At 60.2% G+C, this 24194-nt stretch carries 21 protein-coding genes and 1 pseudogene; 14 read left to right on the top strand and 8 right to left on the bottom strand.

Annotated features, from left to right (window positions below; all coding sequences use genetic code 11):
* Positions 1–60 precede the first annotated feature (60 nt).
* Complete coding sequence (locus AC0QDI_RS10995; RefSeq protein WP_474668355.1) at positions 61–456, top strand: PIN domain-containing protein; 396 nt, start codon at positions 61–63, stop codon at positions 454–456.
* 22 nt (positions 457–478) lie between these two features.
* Here AC0QDI_RS10995 and AC0QDI_RS11000 read toward each other — a convergent pair.
* Positions 479–699: pseudogene (locus tag AC0QDI_RS11000) on the bottom strand (hypothetical protein); the annotation flags it as partial.
* 120 nt (positions 700–819) lie between these two features.
* Here AC0QDI_RS11000 and AC0QDI_RS11005 point away from each other — a divergent pair.
* The 3 genes from AC0QDI_RS11005 (at position 820) to AC0QDI_RS11015 (ending at position 3996) form a co-directional block, all read left to right on the top strand.
* Entirely contained in the window at positions 820–1002 is a 183-nt protein-coding gene (locus tag AC0QDI_RS11005; RefSeq protein WP_474668036.1) for a DUF8053 family protein, read from the top strand.
* Positions 1003–1120: 118 nt separating this feature from the next.
* Complete coding sequence (locus tag AC0QDI_RS11010) at positions 1121–2896, top strand: AAA family ATPase (protein WP_474668038.1); 1776 nt, start codon at positions 1121–1123, stop codon at positions 2894–2896.
* A gap of 545 nt (positions 2897–3441) precedes the next feature.
* Complete coding sequence (locus tag AC0QDI_RS11015; RefSeq protein ID WP_474668040.1) at positions 3442–3996, top strand: hypothetical protein; 555 nt, start codon at positions 3442–3444, stop codon at positions 3994–3996.
* 116 nt (positions 3997–4112) lie between these two features.
* On the opposite strand, the gene AC0QDI_RS11020 is transcribed toward AC0QDI_RS11015, so the two are convergent.
* Positions 4113–4403, bottom strand: coding sequence for a MarR family transcriptional regulator (locus AC0QDI_RS11020; RefSeq protein ID WP_474668042.1), 291 nt, complete (start codon positions 4401–4403; stop codon positions 4113–4115).
* 352 nt (positions 4404–4755) lie between these two features.
* Between AC0QDI_RS11020 and AC0QDI_RS11025 the strand changes: the two genes are divergently transcribed.
* The 9 genes from AC0QDI_RS11025 to AC0QDI_RS11065 all read left to right on the top strand — a co-directional run bounded on the left by AC0QDI_RS11025 (position 4756) and on the right by AC0QDI_RS11065 (position 15954).
* Positions 4756–5262, top strand: a complete 507-nt coding sequence (locus AC0QDI_RS11025; protein WP_474668044.1) for a PadR family transcriptional regulator — start codon at positions 4756–4758, stop codon at positions 5260–5262.
* Positions 5263–5585: 323 nt separating this feature from the next.
* Positions 5586–6347: an ABC transporter ATP-binding protein gene (locus AC0QDI_RS11030; RefSeq protein WP_474668046.1), complete on the top strand. Its 762-nt coding sequence runs from the start codon at positions 5586–5588 to the stop codon at positions 6345–6347.
* Positions 6337–7617, top strand: coding sequence for an ABC transporter permease (locus tag AC0QDI_RS11035; RefSeq protein ID WP_474668048.1), 1281 nt, complete (start codon positions 6337–6339; stop codon positions 7615–7617). The genes AC0QDI_RS11030 and AC0QDI_RS11035 overlap by 11 nt, the downstream gene beginning before the upstream one ends.
* Entirely contained in the window at positions 7614–8846 is a 1233-nt protein-coding gene (locus AC0QDI_RS11040) for an ABC transporter permease (RefSeq protein ID WP_474668050.1), read from the top strand. The genes AC0QDI_RS11035 and AC0QDI_RS11040 overlap by 4 nt, the downstream gene beginning before the upstream one ends.
* Before the next feature lie 171 nt (positions 8847–9017).
* The gene (locus AC0QDI_RS11045) at positions 9018–11861 is read left to right on the top strand and encodes a DEAD/DEAH box helicase (protein WP_474668052.1); all 2844 of its coding nucleotides are present in this window, start codon (positions 9018–9020) and stop codon (positions 11859–11861) included.
* A 152-nt stretch (positions 11862–12013) separates the two neighbouring features.
* A complete protein-coding gene (locus AC0QDI_RS11050; protein WP_474668054.1) occupies positions 12014–14050 on the top strand; it encodes a PAS domain-containing sensor histidine kinase in 2037 nt (678 codons plus the stop codon).
* Between the two features lie 76 nt (positions 14051–14126).
* Positions 14127–14852 (top strand): protein sorting system archaetidylserine decarboxylase, encoded by a 726-nt coding sequence (locus AC0QDI_RS11055; RefSeq protein WP_474668056.1) that lies wholly within the window; start codon positions 14127–14129, stop codon positions 14850–14852.
* Between the two features lie 41 nt (positions 14853–14893).
* Positions 14894–15259 (top strand): DUF7857 domain-containing protein, encoded by a 366-nt coding sequence (locus AC0QDI_RS11060; protein ID WP_474668058.1) that lies wholly within the window; start codon positions 14894–14896, stop codon positions 15257–15259.
* Positions 15256–15954, top strand: a complete 699-nt coding sequence (locus AC0QDI_RS11065) for a MinD/ParA family ATP-binding protein (protein ID WP_474668060.1) — start codon at positions 15256–15258, stop codon at positions 15952–15954. Before AC0QDI_RS11060 ends, AC0QDI_RS11065 begins: the two co-directional genes overlap by 4 nt.
* Before the next feature lie 54 nt (positions 15955–16008).
* Here AC0QDI_RS11065 and AC0QDI_RS11070 read toward each other — a convergent pair whose 3' ends face one another.
* Positions 16009–17292: a DUF7125 family protein gene (locus AC0QDI_RS11070; protein WP_474668062.1), complete on the bottom strand. Its 1284-nt coding sequence runs from the start codon at positions 17290–17292 to the stop codon at positions 16009–16011.
* A 361-nt stretch (positions 17293–17653) separates the two neighbouring features.
* Here AC0QDI_RS11070 and AC0QDI_RS11075 point away from each other — a divergent pair, with 361 nt between their 5' ends.
* Complete coding sequence (locus AC0QDI_RS11075) at positions 17654–18706, top strand: PQQ-binding-like beta-propeller repeat protein (RefSeq protein ID WP_474668064.1); 1053 nt, start codon at positions 17654–17656, stop codon at positions 18704–18706.
* A 15-nt stretch (positions 18707–18721) separates the two neighbouring features.
* Here the strand turns inward: AC0QDI_RS11075 and AC0QDI_RS11080 are convergent, their stop codons facing one another.
* The 5 genes from AC0QDI_RS11080 to AC0QDI_RS11100 form a co-directional block, all read right to left on the bottom strand.
* Complete coding sequence (locus AC0QDI_RS11080) at positions 18722–19897, bottom strand: DUF7286 family protein (protein ID WP_474668066.1); 1176 nt, start codon at positions 19895–19897, stop codon at positions 18722–18724.
* Between the two features lie 213 nt (positions 19898–20110).
* Positions 20111–21775 (bottom strand): DUF7286 family protein, encoded by a 1665-nt coding sequence (locus AC0QDI_RS11085; protein WP_474668067.1) that lies wholly within the window; start codon positions 21773–21775, stop codon positions 20111–20113.
* Positions 21772–22767, bottom strand: coding sequence for a DUF7284 family protein (locus AC0QDI_RS11090; protein ID WP_474668069.1), 996 nt, complete (start codon positions 22765–22767; stop codon positions 21772–21774). Before AC0QDI_RS11090 ends, AC0QDI_RS11085 begins: the two co-directional genes overlap by 4 nt.
* Positions 22764–23249, bottom strand: a complete 486-nt coding sequence (locus AC0QDI_RS11095) for a DUF7285 family protein (protein WP_474668071.1) — start codon at positions 23247–23249, stop codon at positions 22764–22766. The genes AC0QDI_RS11090 and AC0QDI_RS11095 overlap by 4 nt, the downstream gene beginning before the upstream one ends.
* Positions 23227–24123: a DUF7283 family protein gene (locus tag AC0QDI_RS11100; protein ID WP_474668073.1), complete on the bottom strand. Its 897-nt coding sequence runs from the start codon at positions 24121–24123 to the stop codon at positions 23227–23229. Before AC0QDI_RS11100 ends, AC0QDI_RS11095 begins: the two co-directional genes overlap by 23 nt.
* Positions 24124–24194: the final 71 nt, after the last annotated feature.

Consider the following 24194-nt stretch of genomic DNA (forward strand, 5'->3'; position numbering starts at 1 on the left):
TGGGATTCGGACACCGCTGACCGGGCCCGCGACGCTATCGATCCCGCGAGAGTTTCGACGATGACGTTCCTCGATTCGTCGGTCATCATCGACATGCTCGAGGGCGTCGACGAAACCGTCGCGTTCGTCGAATCACGGGACGACCCGTCTCTCACCTCGGCGATCTGTGTCTACGAGGTCCTCGCCGGAACGCTCGGCAGCGGCGACACCGATCTCCGGGCGGAGCGCCAGCACTTCGGCGGCGTCCACTCCCTCGAGTTCAACGAGGAGATCGCGCTCGAGGCGGCTCGGCTGCAGGACGAACTCCTCGCCGACGGCGACCGGATGGCCGTTCGTGATCTACTGATCGCGGCGACCGCCCGCTCGACCGGCGATCAGCTGGTTGTTGCGGATTCGGATTTTCAGACTGCAGCGCTCGAGTCCACAATGCAGGTGACGAATCTTCGGGGAAAGTGACTCCTAAACGGCAGGGAACTGTCTCAAGGGCATTCTCGAGGTCGGGCGTGACGTGCCAGGACTTCTGGCCGGTCGGGTATCGACCCAGACGACCGGCCACTCGTCATGCCAGTACCAGCCGGCGGTGTTCGGTCCCCAGGCGAGTCTGGTAGCTCTCGCGAAGGCGATCGCGAGGAGATTCCGGGCATGATATACCCCGTCGATAGAGTTTTCGTTAGTCGGTGGCGGGTTGTCTGTCCCCATGCTTCGATGGGACTCGAGAGCGAGTGATAGCGGTCGGGGATATCATAGTCTCGTACTGCTGAAACCAATGTTTAGACAGATTCAGCACCAGTTAGGAACGTAGCCATTCTGATCCGCCAGTTGACACAAATTGGTCGTACGTCGGGCGGTGTTGTACTCCCGAAGGGAGAGCTTCGGGCGCTCGGATTGGTAGACGAGGACGGCAATGTGAAAGATCAACCAGTGCGGGTGACGCGGACAGGTACGGGGAGGGGAAAAGTGTCTGTCATTGGTCCAAATGAGTACCCACAGATAGACACGTAGAACGCGACAGTGGATCTAAACTTCAGCCACCATCTGTACTATTCCTCTATAAAAGATAGTATTAGCCATAGATATCATTTCCCAAGAACTAATACACGTCAATAAATACTTACTATTTGTGGTTGTAAATAGATTCAGTATTGCTGACGTGGATGCGTTAAATCTTGCTGAGGCAAATGACATTCCTAATCTAATGGTCATAGCAGGTCCAAATGGTGTTGGGAAATCAACTCTCCTGGAGGATTTAAGAGAAAAGCTCCAGAATCCAACAATGAATCATATTGAGGTTGACGGTATGGCGAGACCGGTCTATGTTTCTCCTCATCGCGCACCTGCAGAAATTGAGTTAGATGATGCGACTATCACAAGAACCAGTTCTGATGGTTTCATTGAATCAATGGGAAGTGATCGCTACAGAGCAGGAACCTCATCCGACCTGCCAAATCTTTTGAGATCTATTCGAGACCGATCCCGTTTTCAAGCGGACTATGCACCCTATTATGAAGTCCAGAGAGAGTTAGTTGACTTTTATCGGGATAGAAGCGATATTACCACGTCAATAGTTGATCGAGAAGGGGAAGTGAACAAAGAGGATCTTCCGAATATCTATGATCCAATTGAGGACGCAGTAGATCGACTCCTTCCTGGAGTACAATTTGAGGAAATAGAGAGGAAAGACGGGGAGTACCGAATTCTATTTCGAAACCGAACAGGTGACGTAGTAAAATATGAGAAATTAAGTTCTGGCGAAAGAGATCTATTAGCTATTGTATTCTGTTTCTTAGGACCTATTTTATCTAATAGAATTGCTGAGGCCAGGGATGAGTCCATTGACGATCGTAATATTGTTGTGTTACTTGATGGCCCTGAATCATATATGCATCCCCAACTACAACTAAAGTTCTTGAATTATCTGGAAGATTATATTGAGGGAGATAGTGAATATGGCATAGAAACCCAAATAATAATGGTGTCTCACTCAACTGCGATAATTGATAATGTTGCTCGGGAATCACTGTATTACCTATTTTATCCTGATCAGATTGACGGAGAGAATCAATTAAAGCCTGCTTCTAAGCTACCGTCAGAACTTGAGGAAATCATCAGTGAAGAAATCGGTTTATCCGTGCTGACTTCTGGCGAAGATTTACTACTTGTAGAAGGGGATACTGATAGAGAAGTATTCAACCGGATTGATGAAGACCTAGATCGAACAACAACAATAGTCCCCATTGGAGGCAAAGAACCAATAATTGGGCTCGATGGGGCATTCAACGAATTAGTGCCAGAATTAAGAGAATCTAATATAGAATTATATGCGATTGTTGATCGAGATCGTGATTTGTCCCTGAGTGATAGAGTGAATAACAATATTCACACCCTACCAGTTACTATGGTTGAAAATTTAGTTATTAATCCTATTGCATTATTTTCCACCCTCGATGATGTTTTAGGAGATGAACTATACCAAACAAAATGGAATACACCGGACGATATCAAACGATTATTGGAGCAAATTGTGAATGAAGACGATTTCATTCAGAAAGAAGCACAACTACGGTGGAACGAGCAGTTTAATCCGGTTAATGTTGACTACAAGGGTTACCAAAAGTCAGAAGGATTCTCCGATATAGAGGATTTTGCAAAAAATGCGGTTAGAAATCGACTATCTGGAGTAGATAGCTATTCCATTATTGAGAAGAAGGTGGAAGAATCTGCTAAAAATAAAGAATATGGGAAGCTTCATGGGAAGAAAATATTGTCAGAGGTCTCTAACAGATTTAACATTAAGACAGAACGACTTCTTCGTATGACCGCGAGAAAGATAGATTCTGATGACCTACCTGAAGAGACACGAGAATTCCTTACAACAGTTAAAACATCGAATTCATAACAAGATTAAAAGCGAAAGTGTCGTAGAATAGATAAAATTTGGAAACGGTGTCCCCGAAACCGGTCTTTAAAGACGATTTTCTATAAGGCAGAGAGATTGTCAGGTTATAATTCATCTTTCAGGATTTCTTGGGCTAAAAGGGAGAAGCGAGGACAACTGACCGGTATCGGTTACGCTCTATCGTTGAACCATTGTTGATAATCGCACAACGATAACGGCGAGTCCGACTATAATGAGTAGCCATGCCCACCCCTTGATGTGGACATCTATCAGCGTTGCAATTGTCGAGTCTATCATGGTCATCAGAATCCCACTCCCAAGTAGGACCGATCCGATCGCCAGTGGTTCCTCAGACATTCGTGTCTCCCTTTCCTAAGAGCCCTGTATTCATCAGCCGAGTCAGTCGAAGTTGGCCTATCTTCCTTTGCAACATTGCGGATTAGCCTCAACTGGCTAGGAAATTATAAGGGGGAGCGGGCGACTTCACTGAGACATGGACATTCCGGATTGGGACACGGACAAGACCGTGTCTGGATAAGGACACCATGGCTGCTTCAACAGACCGCGAAAAGATGAACGATGTTGACCCTCACCTGAAAGAACAAAACGAGGGTATATTCAACGCGTTTGCTCAGGAGGACCATACGATTCTCACGACACCAGAAATCGCGAACCATTTAGATCTCAGTGGACGCCAGATACGTCGACGATTAGATGATCTTGAAGATGAAGGGGTTGTAGCGTCTCGAAAACCCGGCCGAACAAAGCTATGGTGGCTCGAGACGGAGGTTGAGGAACCTATATCCGCACAATATCCGGTTCTCAGGCTTATACGCGACAAAATAAGCCTTCAATCGGCAGTACTAGGAATTCTATTTGGGATAGTGACTGCTGTTTTAACATCTGCAGGTACCGTTGCGCTTGCATACGATGTCTCTCTAAGTGGGATTCCATGGATCAATACCGACCATTTATTCCAGTCTGGCCTTCTGGCAAGTTTTTTCTCGGCAATGTTTCTCCTCACTGCTGGCGTACTTGCAGCTACAGATTGGCTATTTTCTCATTTAGGGCTTGAAATTAAGTTCAATTATGAAAATTAAGGGTCAGGTTCAACCAGAGAAGGTTTGAATAGTTGCTCAATCTACCCGACGAAACCAGAAAGCTGACCGTGTATGATCCAGTGTGGAATCCGCCAATCTCGTACGGAATTCACAGATCAGCTAGAATTGCTGTTCTCTACGCTCTCCTCAACTTGAGTCCACGTCTCTGTGTCGAGTTCTCCCTCGAGGTACGCTTCGCCGTCATCCGTAATGACGTATACGCCATTCCCAAGGTGGGTGAGTAACCCCTTCTCTGCAAGCGTCCGACATCGTCGGGCGATGTGCTGGCGAGAATAGCGGATTCGGCCTTCCTCCATCATTTTCTTCGGAGAACCGGAATCCTGTTCGTGGATATACTCCAGAATACGGTCGTCCACGAGCGACATCCAGTCTCCCGAGTAACGCATGCTCTCGTAGACGCGTCGAAGGAATCTAAACATCCGCAATGTGCCCCACACACGATAACGGAGCCTAAATAATTTCTCGGTACATTCATGTTCCAAGAGGCCGTGCATAATTCCACGGAGATGTCGAGTCACCTGAAGATGACTCTCCAGAGTGACTGAGACCGGACGGCGTTGCAGCGCCGTCCGGCGAAAGCTCCGTGATCCAGAATGAATCTCGAGCGTTCCGTGGGACGAAAATCCCACACACGGCAGGAGGTATCGCCAGCACAAAGATTTGGGGTTCGCCGTCGCTGTAACGCTCGAGCCACGACCCGCACTAGTGCCTCCTCGATGATACAGCAGGTGATCCAAATTGCTCCCTGACCCGCGACCGCCGACGTGGATCGAACTCACCGCCTTCCAGCGCGACTGTCTCGAGGCCGTCGCCCGCCGCGAGCGGACCGGACGGTGCTGCGACGAACGCGGAATCGTCCACACCCTCGAGCGCCGGTATCCCAGCGTCACCCGAACCCGACTCGAGCTGAACCTGCGGACCCTCGTCGGACGCGACCTCCTCGCGAAACGCGCCGGAGCCGACGACCGGCCGACCTACGCCCTGACCGACGAGGGGCGCGCCCTCCTCATCCAGCGCGCCGAGCGCTTCGCGGTCACCTGCGGGATCGGCGCGACCGATCGCGACGCCGAGACCGGAGCCACCTCGAGCGAGCTTCGGAGACGGATGCTCGAGACTCGAGACGAGAAGCCGAAACGGTGTCCCGACTGCGGCGCGGCGGTGCCCGAACGCGATCCGCTGGTCGGCTGGTGGTGCTGTGACGACTGCGGGATCCTCCTCGACGACGACGGCGAGCGGCTGACGTGACGATCGGCCGTCCTCCGGCGCATCCGAACGCCGGCCGCCGACCGGGCGATCGAAGTAGTCCCGGACGGTGACTACCACGGTCGCCAACCTGTACGCCACCCTTTCAGCGCCGCTCCCGCGGACAGTGCGTCCCTACTCCGGCGAAACGCTCTCGAGGAGCGACCGTCACGCAACGCGCTGGAGCGTCGCTGACGCTCGCATCTCGGAGTGGCTACCCGACCGTTGTCGTGACCGGGAACGCGAGTAACGGCGGTCTTTCAGGGGTAACCGGGTCGAAACAATGTATCGGTGCGCCGTCGGCTGGCAGTGAGACCCCCGTGAGGATGTTCAACCGATCAGTTCAGGATTCGCGATCGCCGGCGAGGGACCGAACGGACGAGCGCGAATCGACGACGGCCGTTCGCCTCGAGGGAGTCACCCACCGCTACGGCTCGGCCGGCGGGCGGTTTCGCTCGAGCCACGATCGAGTGGTGACCGCGCTCCGCGACGTCTCCTTCGACGTCCCGACGGGGACCATCGTCGGACTCGAGGGGCCGAGCGGTAGCGGGAAGTCGACGATCCTGCACGCGGTCGCGGGGCTGCTGGTGCCGACGGAGGGCAGCGTGGAACTGCGCGACACCGACCTCGCGGCGCTGTCGGACGGGGAGCGAACCCGAATGCGGCGACGCCACATCGGGATCGTGTTCCAGCGGTTCCACCTCCTGCCGTCGCTGTCCGCCCGCGCGAACGTCGCGCTGCCGCTCGTGCAGGTGGGAATCCCCCGGTCCGATCGACGGGAGCGCGCGACCGACCTGCTCGAGGCGGTCGGCCTGGGCGATCGCACCACGCACCTGCCCGGCGAACTCAGCGGCGGCGAGCGACAGCGCGTCGCGATCGCGCGGGCGCTCTCGACCGATCCGGACGTGATCGTCGCCGACGAGCCGACGGGCGAACTCGACACGGCGACCGGCGGGGACGTCCTCGAGCTCCTGACCGATATCGGGCGCGATCGGGCGGTGTTGGTGGCCTCGCACGACGCGGCCACGCTGTCCGTCGCGGACCGCGTCATCACGCTTCGCGACGGGCGGGTGGACGATGTCCGATGAGGCCGACGAGCTACCCGAGGGCGTCGGGACGCGGCGGCGGACCCGGTGGTCGGGCCTCGTCGGTCTGACGCTCGCGAGGTGGCGACAGCGGGCGACGGGAACGACGGCGGGTCGCATTGCGTCGACCGTCGGTGCCGTCGCACTGACGATCGCGTTCCTGCTCGTGGTGACGGGCATCGCGCTGGCGCTGGCCGACGGCGGCGCGACGAGCAGGGACGACGCGGACGTCCGTATTACGCCGACCGAGGGGAGCGCGCTCTCGTCCGTCGACGGGGTCGAAGGCCCCCGCCTCGGAGCGACGAACGAACGGGCAGGGACGATCCGCTCGCACGACGGCGTCGAGCACGCGTCGCCGGTGCTCGTCGAGACGGCGCGACTCGAGTCGACCGACGGCGACCCGCGGACCGTTCGTCTCGTCGGCGTCGTTCCAGACGGCGAGTCGCGGACCGTCGCGGGACTGCCGACTGACCGCCTCGAGTCGGGGGATTCCCACTACGCGAACGGCACGTACGACGGCCCGCGAAACGGCGACATCGTGCTCTCACACACCGCTGCCGACCGACTCGGCGCGTCGGACGGCGACGAGTTAGCCGTCTCGAGGGGGCCGATGCGGTCGAACGAGACGGCGGTAACGGTGACGGTAGCGGCCGTGGGGGACGCCGGGGGCGGCGAGGGCGGCGCGCCGATCGCGCTCGTGCACGCGAGCGAACTCCAGTCGCTTTCCGGGGCCGACGACGGCCAACTCGCCGATCGGGTGTTGATCTGGGGCGAGACCGACGCCGCGCAGTCGGCCGCCGCCGAGGCGTATCCGGACGCGTCGGTCGAGGTAGCCGGACGTACCGATCCCGCCGCGCTGTTCGAGGACGGCCTGGCGTTCGCGACCAGCGCGATCGCGCTGATCGTCGGCGTGACGATCTGTGCCTCGTTCGTCGCGACGACCATGGGCATGACCGTCGACGAGGACCGGCGGACGCTGGCCGTCCTCGAGTCGATCGGCGTCCCCGCTCGTGGCCGCCTCGCCGTGGTCGCGATCTCGACGGGAATCACCACGTTCGTCGGCTCGCTCGTCGGAATCGTCCTCGGCGCGGGTGGGATCGTCGCCGTCAACGCGATCGCCAGCGCGACCGTCGCGCCGGGGGCGGTCGCCCAGTTCCATCCGTTGTTCGTCCCGTACGCGATCGCCGTGGCCCTCCTGTCGGGCCTCGTCGCCGTTCCCTATCCCCTCGCGGTGGCCGCGCGGACGTCCGTCCTCTCGGAGGTGGGACGATGAGCGTCGGCGGGGCGGTCGTTCGAACGCGAGCCGTCGTCGGACTCGCGCTCGCCCAGCTCCGGCGCTCGCCGGGCCGAACCGTCCTCACCGTGCTCGCGGTCACCCTGGCCGTCCTCTCGGTGACGGTGCTCGCGAGCCTCGGCGTGGGCGTCGTCGAGAAGGGAGAGCAGGGGCTGGACAGCGCCGATCGGGACATCTGGATCTCTCGATCTCCGGTCGATCCGGCGGCCAGCGGGACGGAGAACCCGATCTCCGGCGCTCACGGCACGGCGGCCCAGCTCACCGCGCGGGACGACATCGCCTCGGCCTCCCCGATCGCGATGTACGACGTCTACCTCGGAACGGACCCGTCGAACCTCCAGCGCAGACCCGCGGTCGGCGTCCAGGAGACCCACGACGGCTTCGACTTCGAGGCGGGCCGCGGGTTCGAGGTCGACGAGGAGACCGCCGCCAGCCCCCCGCCCGACGAGCCCCAGCGCGACGAGATCATCCTCGATCCGCGGGTCGCCGACGAACTGGGCGTCTCGGTCGGCGACACGGTCTACGTCGGGACCAGCCGACAGACGGCGGAAACGAACGAGCTCACCGTTATCGGGCTCTCGGGCTACTACTCGCAGTACCTCGGCTCGCCGGCGGTGACGGTCCCGCTGGGCGACCTGCAGGCCATCGCCGGTACGTCGGGGACCGATCGGGCGACCTACCTCACCGCCGACGTGGCCGACGACGCCGACCGCGACGCCGTCGCGACCGAGCTCGGCGAGGCGTATCCCGAGTACGACGTTCGGACCAGCGACGATCAGGTGCGGTCGATGCTCGAGGAGCGCACGATGGTGCTCGCGAGCGGCGCGACGCTGGTCGGGCTCGCCGTCCTCGGCGGGATCGTCCTGACGGCCAACCTGTTCGCGCTCGTGGCCCACCAGCAGCGCGAGGAACTGGCGGCGCTCCGCGCGATCGGGCTCTCTCGCCGGCTGCTCGCCGGCACGATCGGCACGCAGGGACTCGTCATCGGTCTGGTCGGGGGGCTGCTCGCCGTCGCGGTGACGCCGCTGGCCGTGCTCGGGTTGAACCGGTTCTCGGCGTCGGTGCTCGGCTTCGAGCGGCTCCTCCGGACGCCGCCCGAGATCTACGCCGGCGGGTTCGCGCTCGCGCTCGGTGCCGGAACGATCGTCGCGATCGTCGCCGGCTGGCGGGCCGGCCGTTACGCCCGTATCGAGCACCTCGAGGCCTGAGAGCCTCGAGACCTGAGCCCGAGCGGGATGAAAGCGGGACGATAGCACGGCAACAACACGGCAATGGCGAGGCGAAGGTGGAACGAAGGCGAGGAGCAATCCACGGCGTCGGTCGCGGGCGACTGGCCGGAAACGTGGTCCTTATCCGCCGCTCGTCCCTAGCGCGTTTCGATGACAGACGGGGACGTCGCGGCGTTTACGCGCCTCGGACCGACGGTTCGGGGGGCGCTCTCCGAACGCGGCTTCTCGCAGCCGACGGCACCGCAGCGACTGGCGATTCCGCCGCTGTCGGCCGGTGAGAATACGCTGGTGATCGCGCCCACCGGAAGCGGCAAGACCGAGACGGCGATGTTGCCCGTCTTCGACCACCTCGTGGCAGGCGATACAGGTCCACCGGAGGGGATCGGCGCGCTCTATATCACGCCGCTGCGGGCGCTCAACCGCGACATGCGCGAGCGCCTCGAGTGGTGGGGCGAGTACTTAGATCTCGAGGTCGACGTCCGCCACGGCGACACGACCCAGTACCAGCGGGGGAAACAGGCCGAGGATCCCCCGGACGTGCTGATCACGACGCCCGAAACCGTGCAGGCGATGCTCACCGGCAAGCGACTGCGGGAGGCGCTCGCGGACGTCTCTCACGTCGTGATCGACGAAGTGCACGAACTCGCCGCCTCGAAGCGGGGCGCGCAGTTGGCGATCGGCCTCGAGCGGCTCCGGGACCTGGCGGAGCCGTTCCAGCGGATCGGCCTCTCGGCGACCGTCGGCGATCCGGGCGAGGTCGGGCAGTTCCTCACGGGCGGTCGCCCCTGCGAAATTCGCGAGATCGACGTCGGGAGCAACGTCGACGTGACGGTCCGCGAGCCCGCGGTGACCGAGGAGGACGAACGGCTGGCCGGCGAACTCATGACCGAAGCCGACACGGCCAGTCACGTCCGGCTGATCCGGGATCTGGTCGAGGAACACGAATCGACGCTCATTTTCGTCAACACTCGCCAGACCGCCGAAGCGCTGGGGTCGCGGTTCAAGGAACTCGACCTCCCGATCGGCGTCCACCACGGCTCGCTCTCGAAAGAGGCCCGGATCGACGTCGAAGACCGGTTCAAGGCCGGCGAAATCGACGGCCTCCTCTGTACGTCCTCGATGGAGCTCGGGATCGACGTGGGGCAGGTCGATCACGTGATCCAGTACAAGAGTCCCCGACAGGTTACCCGTCTGCTCCAGCGGATCGGCCGCGCGGGCCACCGACAGGACGAGGTCTCGAGCGGGACGATCGTCACGACGCGGCCCGACGACACCTTCGAGGCGCTTTCGATCGCCCGCCGGGCTCGCGACGGCGAGGTCGAGCCGGCGGCGATCCACGAGGGCAGTCTGGACGTGGTCGCGAATCAGCTGCCGGCGCTCGTCCAGAGCCGCGGCGACACCTACGTCGACGAGGCCGTCGAGACGGTCACGCGGTCGTACCCGTTCCGAAACGTCCCTGAGGCGACCGTCCGCGAGATCGTCGCCGAACTCCACCGGAATCGGATCCTGTGGTTCGACGAGGCCGAGGATCGCATCGAGACCACCGGCGGCACCTGGCAGTACGTCTACGCGAACCTCTCGATGATCCCCGACGAGGAGACCTACGAGGTCCACGACATCGCCTCTGGGGGCCAGATCGGGACCTTGGACGAGCGCTTCGTCGTCAACTTCGCCCAGCCCGGAGAGGTGTTCATCCAGCGCGGCGAGATGTGGCGGATCGCCGAGATCGACGACGAGGAGGCTCGAGTCAAGGTCAGTCCCATCGAGGACCCCGCGGGCGAGGTCCCCTCGTGGATCGGCCAGGAGATCCCCGTCCCCGCCGCGGTCGCCGGCGAGGTCGGCGAGATTCGGGCCGTCGCGGAGCCCCAATTCCAGGCCGGTGCCGACGCCGCCGCGGTCGGCCGCGAACTCGCGGACCGCTATCCGTCCGACGAGTACACCCTGACCGAGGCCTGCACCCAACTCGAGGCCCAGATCGACGCCGACGCGCCGATGCCGACGGCCGACCGACTCGTCCTCGAGCGACAGGGACGGACGGTCGTGCTCAACGCTCCCTTCGGCCACACGGCGAACGAGACGCTCGGTCGGATACTCTCCGCACTGTTGGGCCAGCGTGCGGGGTCGTCCGTCGGCCTCGAGACCGATCCCTACCGGATCGAACTCGAGGTGCCGAACTCGATCGCGACGAGCGACGTGCTCGCGGTGCTCGAGGAGACCGATCCCGACCACGTCGAGGCGATCGTCGAACTCGGGCTCAAGCGCTCGGACGCGCTGGCCTTCCGACTCGCGCAGGTGTCGGCGAAGTTCGGCGCCCTCAAGCGCTGGCAGAGCAACGGATCTGGCCGGATCTCGAACGATCGCCTGCTATCGGCGCTCGAGGACACGCCGATGTACGAGGAGGCGATTCGAGAGGTGTTCCACGAGGACCTCGATATCGGACGCGCGAGTTCGGTGCTCGAACGGGTCCAGTCGGGCGACCTCGAGTTGGTGACCCGACGCGGGCGCACGCCGGTCGGGCTGGGCGGTCGTTCGTCGGGCGGCAAGGAACTCCTCGCGCCCGAAAACGCCGACGCGAGCGTCATCAAGACGGTCAGGGAGCGGATTCAGAACGACCGCGTCATCCTGCTCTGTACTCACTGCACGGAGTGGAAAGTGAAGACGAAAGTCAAGCGGGTACCCGACCAGCCCGAGTGTCCCGAGTGCGGGTCGACGCGGATCGCCTCCCTGAACCCGTGGGCCGACGAGGTCGTGCAGGCGGTCCGATCGCAGGAAAAGGACGACGAGCAGCGGGAGATGACCGAACGCGCCTTCCGGGCCGCGGGCCTCGTTCAGAGTCACGGCAAGCAAGCCGTCATCGCGATGGCCGCCCGCGGCGTCGGCCCGCACAACGCCGCCCAGATCATCAACAAACTCCGCGAGGACGAAGCCGAGTTCTATCGGGACATCCTCTCGAAGGAGCGCGAGTACGCACGGACGCAGGCGTTCTGGGACTAACAGGCGGTCCCGAATGGCGATCGATTCGAATCGGCGTCCGCGTCGACGGGACGATTTCGGTCGGCTGTTCCGATCTCTCTCCGACTAACTGACATCCGCCTATCACAACCCGTTCCACAGCCCTTATCTACGCAACACCCGAACTCGGGTCAATGGATTCCGGCCCGTCAAACGACCCGTCCGGGGCTGCGGACGAGTCCGAAACCGGTTCGTTCCTCGACCGGATGGCGGGGCTACTCGAGGCGGCGGACATCGCCTGCTTTCGGGCGACGCCGTCCGGAACGATCGTCGCGGTCAACGACGCGTTCACGCGGCTGACGGGCTACGCGCGGAGCGAACTCGACGAGCGGCCGTTCGACGCGCTTTTCGACGACGGAACGCGCCTCGAGTCGCTCGGTTCGGATCCCGACGGAGGGAGTTCGTCGTCGGCGTCGACGCCGGTTTCGATCCGAACGAAGACGGGGAGCGTCCCCTGTACGGTCCACCTCGAGCGACGGCCGCGAGACGACACCGATCGGGAACAGGTGATCGACGGAATCGTCCGCCGGCGGCGCGTCTCCCCCCGCTCGTCGGCGGCGGCCGACTCCGATCTCACGTACGGCCGGACCTTCGAGGCGCTGGCGAACGCGCTCCCCGACGGCATCATCGTCCTCGATACGGACAGCGACGTCCAGTACGCCAACCCGGCCGTCGAACGCATTCTCGGCCACGACCCCGACGAACTCGTCGGCTCGAGCAAAGTCGAGATCATCCCGGAGCGACTGCGACAGACCCACCTCTCCGCGCTCCAGCGCTACCTCGAGACCGGGGAGCGAAACATCAACTGGACCTACGTCGAGCTCCCGGGCCAGCACGTGGACGGCCACGAGGTCCCCCTCGGGGTCTCGCTCAACGATTTTACCTTCGACGGCGACCGCTACTTCGTCGGCCTCTTTCGGGACATATCGCCGCGCAAAGAGGCCGAGCAGACCCTGACGGAGAAGGTGGTCCAACTCGAGTCGGTCTCGTATCTCGGCCGGCGCGCCCTCGAGAACGCGGATATCGCCGACGTGCTCGAGAAAGCGACCGAACTGGTCGCTTCGGCGCTCGACGCAGAGTACGCGATCGTCTTCGAACACGACGCGGACGATCCCGACGGCGAGGTGCTCCGGCTCCGGGCCGATGCCGGCCTCGATGTCGTCGAGGATGAGACGACGCCCGCGGCGGATTCGATCGCCGCCGCCGCACTGGCGGATAACGACCCCATCGTGATCGAGGACGTCGAGAGCGACCCGCGATTCGACGGTCCGTCGCTGGTTCCCGATCGCGACGTCCGGAGCGGAATCACCGTCGCTATCGGCCCCACGAGCGATCCGTGGGGCGTCCTCGACGTCTACGACACCGATCGACGGGAGTTCGCCGACCACGACGTCGATTTCCTCGAGAGCGTCGCCACGATCATCGCGACGGCGATCGAGCGCCAGGGGTACGAGCGACGCCTCAACGAGACGGTTTCGGAGCTCGAGGCGTCGAACGAACGACTCGAGCAGTTCGCCTACGCCGCCTCCCACGATTTACAAGAGCCCTTGCGGATGGTCTCGAGCTACCTCCAGTTGATCGAGAGCCGGTACGCCGACGAACTCGACGCCGACGGCCGGGAGTTCATCGAGTACGCGGTCGACGGCGCGAATCGCATGAGCGAGATGATCGAGGGGCTGCTCGAGTACTCCCGGATCGACTCGCAGGGCGACCCCTTCGAACCCGTCGACCTCGACGCCGTGCTCGAGGACGTGCTGACCGACCTGCAGGTGATGATCGACCGATCGGACGCGGAGATTTCGATCGAGCCGTTACCCGAGGTGCGAGGCGACCCACATCAGCTCCGCCAACTGTTCCAGAACCTCCTCTCGAACGCGATCGAGTACAGCGGTGACGAGCCGCCGCGGGTGGACGTCACCGCCGAGCAGCGCGGTAGAAGCTGGGAGATATCGGTTCGCGACGACGGAATCGGGATCGATCCCGACGATCAGAATCGGGTGTTCCGGGTATTCCAGCGACTCCACGGTCGCGAGGAGTACGACGGCACGGGGATCGGACTCGCGCTCTGCCGTCGCATCGTCGAACGCCACGGCGGGGAGATCTGGGTCGACGCCGAACCCGGCGAGGGCTCGACGTTTACCTTCACGGTTCCCGTCGACGAGCCGCGGTAGCACTTCCGGAGAGAAACCCGTCGTTCCGATCCGTCGATCCGTAACGGCCATACGCCTCGCTCGCGTCATTTCGCCCATGAAATTCGCGCCGGGGGGCTGGAAGTACGCCATCGTTCCGCTGCTCGCTGCCCCGTTTGCTATTTTCATCAGCGTCACGGCGAGCCTCGTCGCGCTCGCGATCGGTGCCGGGACCCTCGCGTTCTTTCGCGATCCCGAGCGCTCCCCGCCGCCGACGGGCGTCGTCTCGCCGGCCGACGGGAACGTCTCCGTGCTCCGCGAGGAAGGCGATCGAGTTCGGCTGGGCGTCTTCATGAACGTCTGGCACGTCCACGTCGTCCGTTCACCCTTCGCGGGCCGGGTCACCGACGTCGAACACGTCTCCGGTGCGAACCGCCCGGCCTTCTCGAAGGAGTCCGACCGAAACGAACGCGTCCACGTCCGCCTCGAGACCGACTCCCCGAACCTGCCGTCGGCGGAGACCGATGGCGACGGGATGGAACTGCGTACCGACGATCCGAACGCACCACACCCCGACGAACCCGATCGCGACGCCGAGGTAACGTTGATCGCCGGCGCGTTCGCCCGCCGAATCCATCCCTACGCCGAGCGCGGCGACGACCTCGAGCGGGGCGAACGGATCGGCCACATCGCCTTCGGCAGCCGCGTCGACCTGCTCTTTCCGCCGACGGTCGATCTCGAGGACGTCGCCGTCGACATCGGAGACTCGATGACCGCCGGCGAGAGCGTCGTACTCGAGTCACCGTCCGGCGCGCTGGGCGGTGAGTTCGACCTCGGGGCCTGATTCGGCGATTCTTTATCCGATAGCGAGCGGCCAACACGGCCGTGATCGAACTCGACTGGGAGATCGACCGAATCGAGGGAGTGACGCTGGTTTCCGCGACCGTCGCGACCACCGCGACGACGCCACAGCGGGTCCGTATCGAGAGCCGACTCGACGGGGCCCTCTGGCATCCCGGTCGCGGACCGCATCCGGATCCCGAGTGGACCGACGCGGGCTGGGACGGGATCGTGGAACCGGATCAGTACCGCGGTATCGGTTTCGCAAGTCCCGCAGCGCCCGCTGAGCCGCCGCTCGAAGTGGTGTCCGCTCGGCGGGCCCCGACCGATCGGTCGGCGAACGAAGTCGACCACCTCGCGTCACTGACCGAGTGGAAACCGACGCCCGACGTTCTCGAACGGCAGCGATGATCGTCGCCGTCAGCGGCGGCAAAGGCGGCGTCGGTAAATCGACGGTCGCGTTGAACCTCGGTCGCGAACTGGACGCGGTCGTCGTCGACGGCGACCTCACGACCGCCGACCTCCCGCGCGGTCGCGGCCCGGACCTCCACGACGTGCTCGCCGGTCGCGCCGAAGCGCTCGAGGCGATTGACCGCCGCGATGCGGTGCGCGTCCTTCCGTGCGGGCGAACGCTCGCCGGCGCTCGCGCTGCCGACCTGACAGCGTTCGCGCGCGTAATCGACCGGATCGAACGCGAGTTCGGTCGCGTCCTCGTCGACTGCCCCGCCGGGCTGGCGCGTGACGTGGGCCGACAACTCGAAAGCGCCCAGCTGACCGTCCTCGTGACGACGCCGACCGAGCCGGCCCTGACTGATGCGCTCCGGACGAAGCGACTCGCCCTCGTTCTCGAGACGCCGATCGCAGCCGTCGTCCTCAACAGGGCCGACGCTGCGGCCATCGATCGGATCGGTGACCGCATCGAACGACGGTTTAGCGCACCGGCGATCGGGATCGAGGAACTGCCGGCGGTCGCCGACGCGCAGGCCCGCCGTCGTCCCGTTCGCGACGTCCATCCCGACTGTCCGGCCGTCGACGCCGTTCGGACGGTCGCTCGGCGGATCGAACGCTGCGAGAACCGGCTCACAGATCGGATCGGCGTCCGCTGATCGGTTCGATATCGGATCGATCGGGGATGAGCCGACCGCTCCCCGGAGAACAAGTCAGAATCCGTTCCCGTTCGGGGCGATCGTCTCTTCTCCGAACTCGAGTTCGATCGCCTCCGTGGTCGCCCCGTCGGCCCTATACTTCGGAACCGACAGATAGTGTTCCACGTTCGCGCCTGCCTCGGGCGTGACCGCCGTTATCTCGAAGACCGCATCGGCCGCGTGCGTCGTCACTGTTCGATTCGACGGAACCGTGTGCCCGTTCAGACAGTGTAACAGGCCGATGCTCTCGGTTTCGACCAGTCGCTCTTTGAGGTCGTCGAGAAACGAGACGTACTCGTCACGACCGCCCCGCTCGAGTGCGTTCACGGGATCGACGACCAGCGTGGACGACGCCGGGAGTTTATCGACCATCGATCTCGCCTCAGCGACCCCGTTCTCGTCACTGAGTCGGCGAACCGTCGGATTTCCCGTCGCCGTCGGAACGGACTCGAGCGCTCGCTGAACGTTGGCCGCCGACCGTTCGGTCGACAGGTAGAGCGTTCCGCGGACGGCGGTCGTCTCGGAGAGAAACCGTTCGGAGCGACTGGCCGGGGCAGCCACGACCGCGACCAGGGATCCCGGTTCCAGCCCGCCACCGAACGCGCGATCGAGCTGATCGTAACCGGTCCGCAGCAGGTCTTCGTCGTGCGGCGGAGCCGATCCATCCATCGCGGTTCTCGTCGCTATCGTCGCCGCGATCTCGTCGTAGGCCGCTCGAGTCGCTTCGTCCGTCAGCGGTGTTGTCCCGTCGGGTACCCGGCCCAGAATCGGGACATCGGTCCACGACCTGACCGTCTGTGGGACGCTCTCGCATCTGTTTACTACCGTTCCAACTATCGGCACCTCGAGTCGGCGAGCCATCTCGATCGTCGTCTCCGCGGCGGAGATGCTGCGCTCGCTGTCAGTCGTGACGACGATCACTCCCTGGGCCGCCGAGAGCGGTTCGACGACGTCGATCCCCGCCCCCGATGGACAGTCCACGAACGTTCGGACGGTGTCGGACTCGAGTCGATCGAGCGCTACCTCGAAGTTCACCCGGTTCGACGATTCGGGGGCCGACAGCAGCCCGACGTTCGACGTTCGCGGACTCGGCTGAACGGCCGATTCGACGTCGGCGTCGGACTCGAGTGCAGCGAGCGTCGGCGTCCGATCGACGCCGCCCGCAACGTGCAGGTTCGGTAGTTGGCAGTCGGCGTCGACCGCGATCGACGTCGTTCCACGTCTCCCGACGGCCTCCGCGAGTCCGATCGTCGTTACCGTCTTTCCACAGCCGCCCTTCGCGCCGGCGATAGCGATCATACCGGGAGTGGTGCGGCATCCTTTTTGAATCTCCGTCCCCGAACCGGGATGTTGGTCTCCGTGTTTGTCGGGATGGGTGTCGCTCGAGGGGCGAACCCGACGGTAGTCGACAACTACTCCGTGAGTGATCGCATTCGTCGCCGCCATTCCTATTCTAGACAGAATCCTAAGAATTATACTTTACTGAAGTGAAGTAACCGTACATAATATGGGTCGGAAATCGATTCGGACGCGCCGGAACTGGTTAGCGAGTTGTGCGAGCGCTACTGCGGGAGTTGCAACGCTGGCAGGTTGTACGAATAGTGATAAGACGAGTGAAGAACCCGAAGACAGCGATGACCTCTCGCCGACCAGGTGGCCGATGTACGGCGTCGACCCACAGAACACCGGCCATCATCCAACGGCGACTGGACCGGGCGATCAGGATGTGGAAATCCATACTATTTTTCAGGCAGATAGTGCTATTCACAACAATCTTATAATTGACAACAATCAATTGTATGCAACTTCAGCCGACGGAAGTCTTCTGTCAATAGACATAGGAGAAAACAAATTAAAATGGGAGAGAAAAATCAATACTCCGTCTGATGGTTACCCACTTATAAACGATGGGGACATTTATACTGCGATTGATCAAGGGCTAGCTGCAGTTAACCGAAAAGACGGTGAAATTAGGTGGAAACAAAATTCTCTTCCCTGGGAAGTAGCTCCGGTCCCAACTAATGCGGGGGTGATCGGTACTCAGAACAGAATTCTCTACCAATTTGATCCTGAGAACGGTAGCGATGATACGATATATAATACCCGGGAACAGTCTGCTAGTTCACCTATTTCAACTGTACCCGCCTTAAATAATGGCATGGCATATTTTGCTGCAGGAGATACCCTGTTCTCTGTGAATATAGAGGATCAGAAGTTAGAATGGACATTTAGGAACCCTCATGGAGAGTTAATGGGTGAAGCCAATCCAACAGTTTACGATAAAACGGTATATGTTCCTGGAGAAGATGAGAAGCTCTATGCTATTGATGTGAAAGATGGGTCAAAGAAGTGGTCCGTAGATACTTTAGAAAATCCAGGGAGTCCATCGTTAGCAAATGGTGTCGTCTATCTAATGGCCGGTGGTTCTGTTCTTACTGGTGGTGATGTATGGTTACTCGCTATCGATATTGATGAGCAAAAGATAGTCTGGAAGAAAAATCTCGAATCTAGGCTTAAAGAAAAGCCAGTGATCGCTAATGGTTCTGTCTATCACTCCAATAGAAATAATATATATTCGTTCGATGCGAAAGATGGCGAACTTCAGTGGCGCATATTGAATTATAAAGAAAATTTTACAGCATCGCCCTCAGTCTCTGATGAATATTTATATCTTCCTACTGAAAAGGGGCAAATTTGTAGAATGAAAAATTGAAGTTCTCATACCGTTTTATACTGGCAGACTGCCTGGTGCCTCTTTTGTTATGCAGTTATTATTGCCATTATTCTTAAAGCTAGCACCAGCACTGTTCCAAGTGATTGAACATTCTTGTCGCGGTGATTTCGAACTTTTGTATCGCCATGTATCACCAACCCCTGGGGACCCCTTGGCCATCAACTGTGGGCTTGGGACAACGATTGGAACCACGAGGTCATTATCGAACGAGATCGGTTCGACAGATCCGACTACAAGTTCATTTTCCTTGGCCCAAGCAGGCGTCTCAATCGTCACGTCTGTATCTTCTCGTACATAGGTAATCTCGCTATTGCTCGTTGGATCACCACTATTAGCACGCACTTCAAATCGGGCGTATTCCCCTTGTACTTCGAGGTAATATGCATCGAGTTGCAGATAGAACAATGATGGCCATGGCATGAGAGGGAAACCGGGATATCCAACACCGTCGAAGTATCCAGCACCCAACGGAGCATGATCTGTTTCATTAATATCATCAATAGCAAGTGTATCGCCGCCTTCTGGTCTGACTGCAGGGACATCAGTTCGATTAACAGTTTCTAGCGAAAGATACGTTGGTGATGCTTCGATCTGATAGTTCACGTCTTCCATCAAGGGTGAACCCTCGAGCGGTGCTCGTACATCTTCAGGACGCGTTTCGGGGTCCATCATCTGATCAAGGAAGTTCATTGGGCCTCCGAGAAGATTATTGCTGGTATCGAGAAGACCGCCAAGGAGACCATTGAGTATGGCACTACTTTCACCGAGTGTATCGTCGTGCCAGCCGCTAGTTCGTTCGATATTATCATATGTATTCTCAAAATATTGCTTTCGAACCTCTGCACGGAAGATATCAGCTGTATTCTCGTAGGGTTTTGAAACGTTTCTATATACTAATTCATTTTCTAACCTGCTTACGTTCCTCATGACTTTCTTGAGTGGACTCGGCTTCTCCAGCATATTCCAGAGATCAGTCTGATACGGATCAGTAGACGTCACGACCTCATGATGCGTCTTATTAAGTTCAGATAGTGCCCACCGATACAGTTCCCCCTTGTCGCGTGGTTCGACATCAACATCTGGATTAGGGGAATACGGTATCACTCTGTCAAAATCGTGTTCCGTGATTATCAAATCACTTGCACTCTCAATTTTGTGTTCCAGTTCCAATTCCTGTGATTCTACAGAAGTTGAACTGAGATCAAATGTCGCTCTGATAGCTTCTGTTTCAATACCTTCGAAGTTTTGAACAGTCTCGTACTCCTCCTCCCAGGTATCTTCCTTAAAGAGCGATTGAATACGACGAGACTCACGTTTTGCCGCAATAGTATCCGAGACAAAATCACCTATGATTTTATAACTTGAGCTATACGTAATGTTATTTCATCGGTTCCGATATGTGTGTGAAGACCGGTTTTCATCCTTGTGTTCCCATTCTGCTTGGACATTAATCGAGTTTTTGTATTTAACGTCGATCTTAGCTAGATTCTGATTGTCAAATTCGGTATTTCTATTATTGGATCTTATATTAATTGAGACATCAGCATCTACTGGAGAGTTACTAGCATAATAGGTTACATTGAGTGGACCAGACCAATTCCCAGGGTATTTAGCCCATTTCTCCGGTGGAGAGGGAACTGGAAGCTCATCATCTTTGAAAGGTCCATTCTCTTCTGTATAAACCTCAACCTTATATATGTCTTCAATTATTTCTTTTATACCATTTTGATCCTCAGCGCTATCATACATACCTCTAATCCCCGACATAACATTTTCATCATAGTCCCCCAATTTATCGGCTATCTCACCGTTTTCCACTTGGTCGGAAAAATAACTATTTAAATAATTATCATTGAATCGGCCAGATTGAAGCAGTGTTTTGTTGAATTGTGCTTCTACCTCATTAATAGTCGCTCCACTAGCCATCTGCATATACGCGACATCGGCGAACGGATGCGCCTGGATCTCAACGTCGGTCTCGACGTTATCCTCGAGCATCGTCAGCACGATATCCTGTACAGTCGGCGGATCCGGGAGCTCCCCTTCCTGATCGATCAGATCGCTGTCACAGAGGTCCGTCCGATTGGAGAGATTACTCGCCTCACCGTTCGGGAGAAAGTCCGAGGTTTCGATGTCGCCCGCACTCGAGGCGAGATCGCCGGCCATACAGAGCGTTGGTAAGAGCATGGCCCGGTCTTTATACGGGTCGGTTGTACCGAAGGTCTTCTCCTGAAGCCCGAAGACGGCGTCGTTGACCATGACTTCGGTGTGCTCGTTGGGTGTGAGATTGTGGAAGGCGCGATCACCGCTGCCGAGGCGGTCGTAGTAGGCTTTCCCCCACGCGTACGGATACATCCGAGCGGCGAAGTACCGCCCGAAGCCGTCGTAACGGCCGTCGCTTTCGAAAAAGCCCGTATTGAGCTGCGATTGGAACTCCTCGGTCCGGTTTTTGAGTTGGTAGAGTGGCGTGCCGACCGTCACCGACAGTTCCCGCTGCTCTGTGACTGGCTGGCTCCCCGTTTCGTCGACGGTGAGTTCGATGCCGTCGACCGCGACGGTGAGGACGCCCGATTCGCCCTTCTCGAGCGAAACGCGATCGATCGCCGCCTCGAGGTCGTCGCTGTCGCTCCAGTCGATCCGTTCGACGGAGGCCGCCGCGGTCGTTTCCCCATCGAATTGCTGGTGGGCGCTCGCGAACGACTCCGAAACCTCTCGGTAGATGAGGAGTTTCAGGTACTGGTCGAAGACGTCCTCGTCGTCGTCCATCGCGTCGCTGACGGCTGCATCGGCCCCGTCGGTCGACGTGACGGGAGCACCGGCGGCATCCTCGGTCGCGCGGACGACCGCCTGCCGCAGTTCGGCGACCGCGACCGACTCGGCGCGGTCCATGGCGAGCGCCTGATCGGTGTCGACGTCTGGGGTTTCTCTGGACTCCAACACGCCGACGATCGCGATGCTACTGACCAGTAGCAGTACGGCGATCAGGGCGAACGGAATCCGGGCTCGGTCGTCGGCTGCGATCGAAACTGTGTGGGGTCTGCGTGTCATACGTACCAGGTTTGAATCGTAATCGTGACCTCGTCGGTCGATATTCTCTCGGCGAGCAACGCCGCGATCTCCTCCTCCTGTCGCTTGCCGTCGTACTGTCCCTCGATCGCCGCGATTTCGTCTGCCAGCGCCGTTTGTAGATCCTCCCCGAGCCAGTGTCCCAGCCCGCGTCGGCCGAACGTGTCCGCGTTCGCGATCCCGCGAACCACCTGCGCGTTCGCTTCGACCGCGTCCGCCTCCTCGCGCTTGAGCGGGCCGTGGTGGGCCGGAGCCGTCGTCCCCGTGAACTCGTACTCGAGGGGTTTCACCATCCGCTCGTACTGTGAGACGGTGAGTTCGTGGGAAAGCCCCTGACTCTCGAGGGATCGTTGGGTTGGCGCGGGCGGGAAGTAGCCGTCGACGATCGTGTCTCCGATCAGCATTCCAACTGCTTCGTACGCGTCTGCGTCCACGTACGCGGTTTCAACCTCGTTCGAATTCACGGCAGGAATACCGCTCGAGGCCGTCAGCGTGACGCTCGAGACGTCCTCGTCCGGTGGCGGTCGTTCGCCGGCCGTCGCCGTACCGTTGATCGCCGCGTCGTCGTAGGGCTCCCACTCGGCGATGACGTAGAAATTTCGGCTCGATCCGATGAGTGCGCTCTCGACGGACGCACCGACGGCGGTTTCGAACTCGTCGCCGGCGGGACGAATTCGAGTGCCGTCGACGCTGACGTTCGCGACGGCCGCCTCCGCGAGGAGTCCGGTGGCCGAGCCATACTCGGTGCGGTGGTACTCCCCCTGCCGATCGGCGATCGGCGCAGCGTCTTCGAGGCTGTACTGAACGCTGATGGTCGATTCGCCCAGAAGTTCGGCCGTCCGATCGGCTCGATGCTCGTCGACTCCGTCGTCCGAGTCGTGCAGGTGGATCCCGATCAGCAGGACGCTGGCGCTAACGAGCAGGAGGGCCATCGCGACGTCCATGACCGTACTCACAGCCCGATTCGGTCTCATCCGTTCCACACCCCTACGAGTAGGGTTCCACCGCGGACCGCACCGGGCCTCGTGGCGACGGCGACGGGACGGGTGGCAACGCCCGCTTCGGCCGGCGGTTCCTCGAACTCGCCGCTCTCGATCGGGTCTCGGTTCGACTGCCCGTCAGTTCCGAACAACGCGTCGGCGACGACGGTCTCGCGGCCGTCTTCGACGATCGTTACCTGCACGTAGACGTTCCGTCCGTGAGGGAGCGATTCCGTCTCGATCAGGGCCTCGAGTTCGTCGTGATCGGAACTGCGAACGACGCCGTCGGTCTCGATGTCCCCTTTGATCCGAGTCACTGCCGTCTCCTCGGTCGTCCGGTCGGTAGTTCCGGGGAGCGTATCCGTCAGATAGAGGCCGTAGAGTCCGATACCGACGATGAGCGCCGAAACGGCGACGAGCGCGGCGAGCGGCTCGGTCTGCCCGCGCCGTCCGTTAGACGGTGACGAGCGTGACATAGAACGACTCCGATTCCCGGTTTCGGTTCACGTATCCGTGGGTCTCGACGATTTCGTCCGAGATGTCGATGGTTTCTCCCCCGGACTCACAGACGCGTACCATCTCACTGCCGCGGTCTGCTCGGATAGTCTCCTCGCAGAGGGTGGTGCTCTCGGCGGTAACCTCGACGCGGATTGGAAACTCTAACCAACTGTTCTTCTGGAAATCGTACGGTCCAGCGGGCGCGGTTTCTCTCGAGGGGGTCGCGTCGACGGTTTTCTCGATGTATGCGTCCTGTTCCTCGCTTTGAACGTCAAAGGTCAGCTTCGTGTCAGTGTTCGCCTCGTACGCGAACGTGACGTCGTGAGTCGAGTGCCCTGCGGTGATCGCTTCGACAGACGCGCGTATCGTCGGAACCGGCGTCGTACTGACCGTTCGGACCCGTAACTGGTCGTCCGCGGTCCGCCATTCGCCGGAGTTATCCGCGTACGCATCTTCGATGTCCTCGAGAAATACCTCGAGCGCGTTCGTCTCCGTCTCATCGAGTTCCGCCGCGTACTCTTCTTCGAAGGAGCGTCCCTCGGAGAGGTTCTCGAGGCGTTCGTGCCCCATCACGGGGACGACGTGGCCGTAGCTGAGACTCGCCCGGGAGGTGCCGTGCTCGTTTCGCATCGCGAGCGTTCGGCCGTCGAACCTGATCTCGGTCGCGTCGTGACCGTACGTCGCGCTCGCGCCGTACGAGCTCCCCGCGGTTCGTTCGATGGTATTTGCGGCTTGATTCGCGTCCGGGGGTGGTCCGGTCGGCAGTCCGAGTGCGATACCGGCGACGGCGGCGCTGACGATCGAGACGGCGAGCCAGACGTACCACGAATCGATCGGCGTCTCCAGATCCATGCTGCTGGTGGCCGCGTGTTCGTATTTAAATCCGCGTCCGGATCGAAACGAGGCCGGATCGAGCGCCGTGA

Source organism: Natrinema sp. LJW11, assembly GCF_056135975.1.

Bases quoted from the DNA above. Each gene is read 5' to 3' on its own strand.
- AC0QDI_RS10995 (WP_474668355.1), top strand. From the start codon at position 61: ATGACGTTCCTCGATTCGTCGGTCATCATCGACATGCTCGAGGGCGTC.
- AC0QDI_RS11015 (WP_474668040.1), top strand. From the start codon at position 3,442: ATGGCTGCTTCAACAGACCGCGAAAAGATGAACGATGTTGACCCTCAC.
- AC0QDI_RS11020 (WP_474668042.1), bottom strand. From the start codon at position 4,403: ATGCGTTACTCGGGAGACTGGATGTCGCTCGTGGACGACCGTATTCTG.
- AC0QDI_RS11030 (WP_474668046.1), top strand. From the start codon at position 5,586: ATGTTCAACCGATCAGTTCAGGATTCGCGATCGCCGGCGAGGGACCGA.
- AC0QDI_RS11035 (WP_474668048.1), top strand. From the start codon at position 6,337: ATGTCCGATGAGGCCGACGAGCTACCCGAGGGCGTCGGGACGCGGCGG.
- AC0QDI_RS11040 (WP_474668050.1), top strand. From the start codon at position 7,614: ATGAGCGTCGGCGGGGCGGTCGTTCGAACGCGAGCCGTCGTCGGACTC.
- AC0QDI_RS11045 (WP_474668052.1), top strand. From the start codon at position 9,018: ATGACAGACGGGGACGTCGCGGCGTTTACGCGCCTCGGACCGACGGTT.
- AC0QDI_RS11050 (WP_474668054.1), top strand. From the start codon at position 12,014: ATGGATTCCGGCCCGTCAAACGACCCGTCCGGGGCTGCGGACGAGTCC.
- AC0QDI_RS11055 (WP_474668056.1), top strand. From the start codon at position 14,127: ATGAAATTCGCGCCGGGGGGCTGGAAGTACGCCATCGTTCCGCTGCTC.
- AC0QDI_RS11065 (WP_474668060.1), top strand. From the start codon at position 15,256: ATGATCGTCGCCGTCAGCGGCGGCAAAGGCGGCGTCGGTAAATCGACG.
- AC0QDI_RS11070 (WP_474668062.1), bottom strand. From the start codon at position 17,292: ATGATCGCTATCGCCGGCGCGAAGGGCGGCTGTGGAAAGACGGTAACG.
- AC0QDI_RS11075 (WP_474668064.1), top strand. From the start codon at position 17,654: ATGTACGGCGTCGACCCACAGAACACCGGCCATCATCCAACGGCGACT.
- AC0QDI_RS11085 (WP_474668067.1), bottom strand. From the start codon at position 21,775: ATGACACGCAGACCCCACACAGTTTCGATCGCAGCCGACGACCGAGCC.
- AC0QDI_RS11090 (WP_474668069.1), bottom strand. From the start codon at position 22,767: ATGAGACCGAATCGGGCTGTGAGTACGGTCATGGACGTCGCGATGGCC.
- AC0QDI_RS11095 (WP_474668071.1), bottom strand. From the start codon at position 23,249: ATGTCACGCTCGTCACCGTCTAACGGACGGCGCGGGCAGACCGAGCCG.
- AC0QDI_RS11100 (WP_474668073.1), bottom strand. From the start codon at position 24,123: ATGGATCTGGAGACGCCGATCGATTCGTGGTACGTCTGGCTCGCCGTC.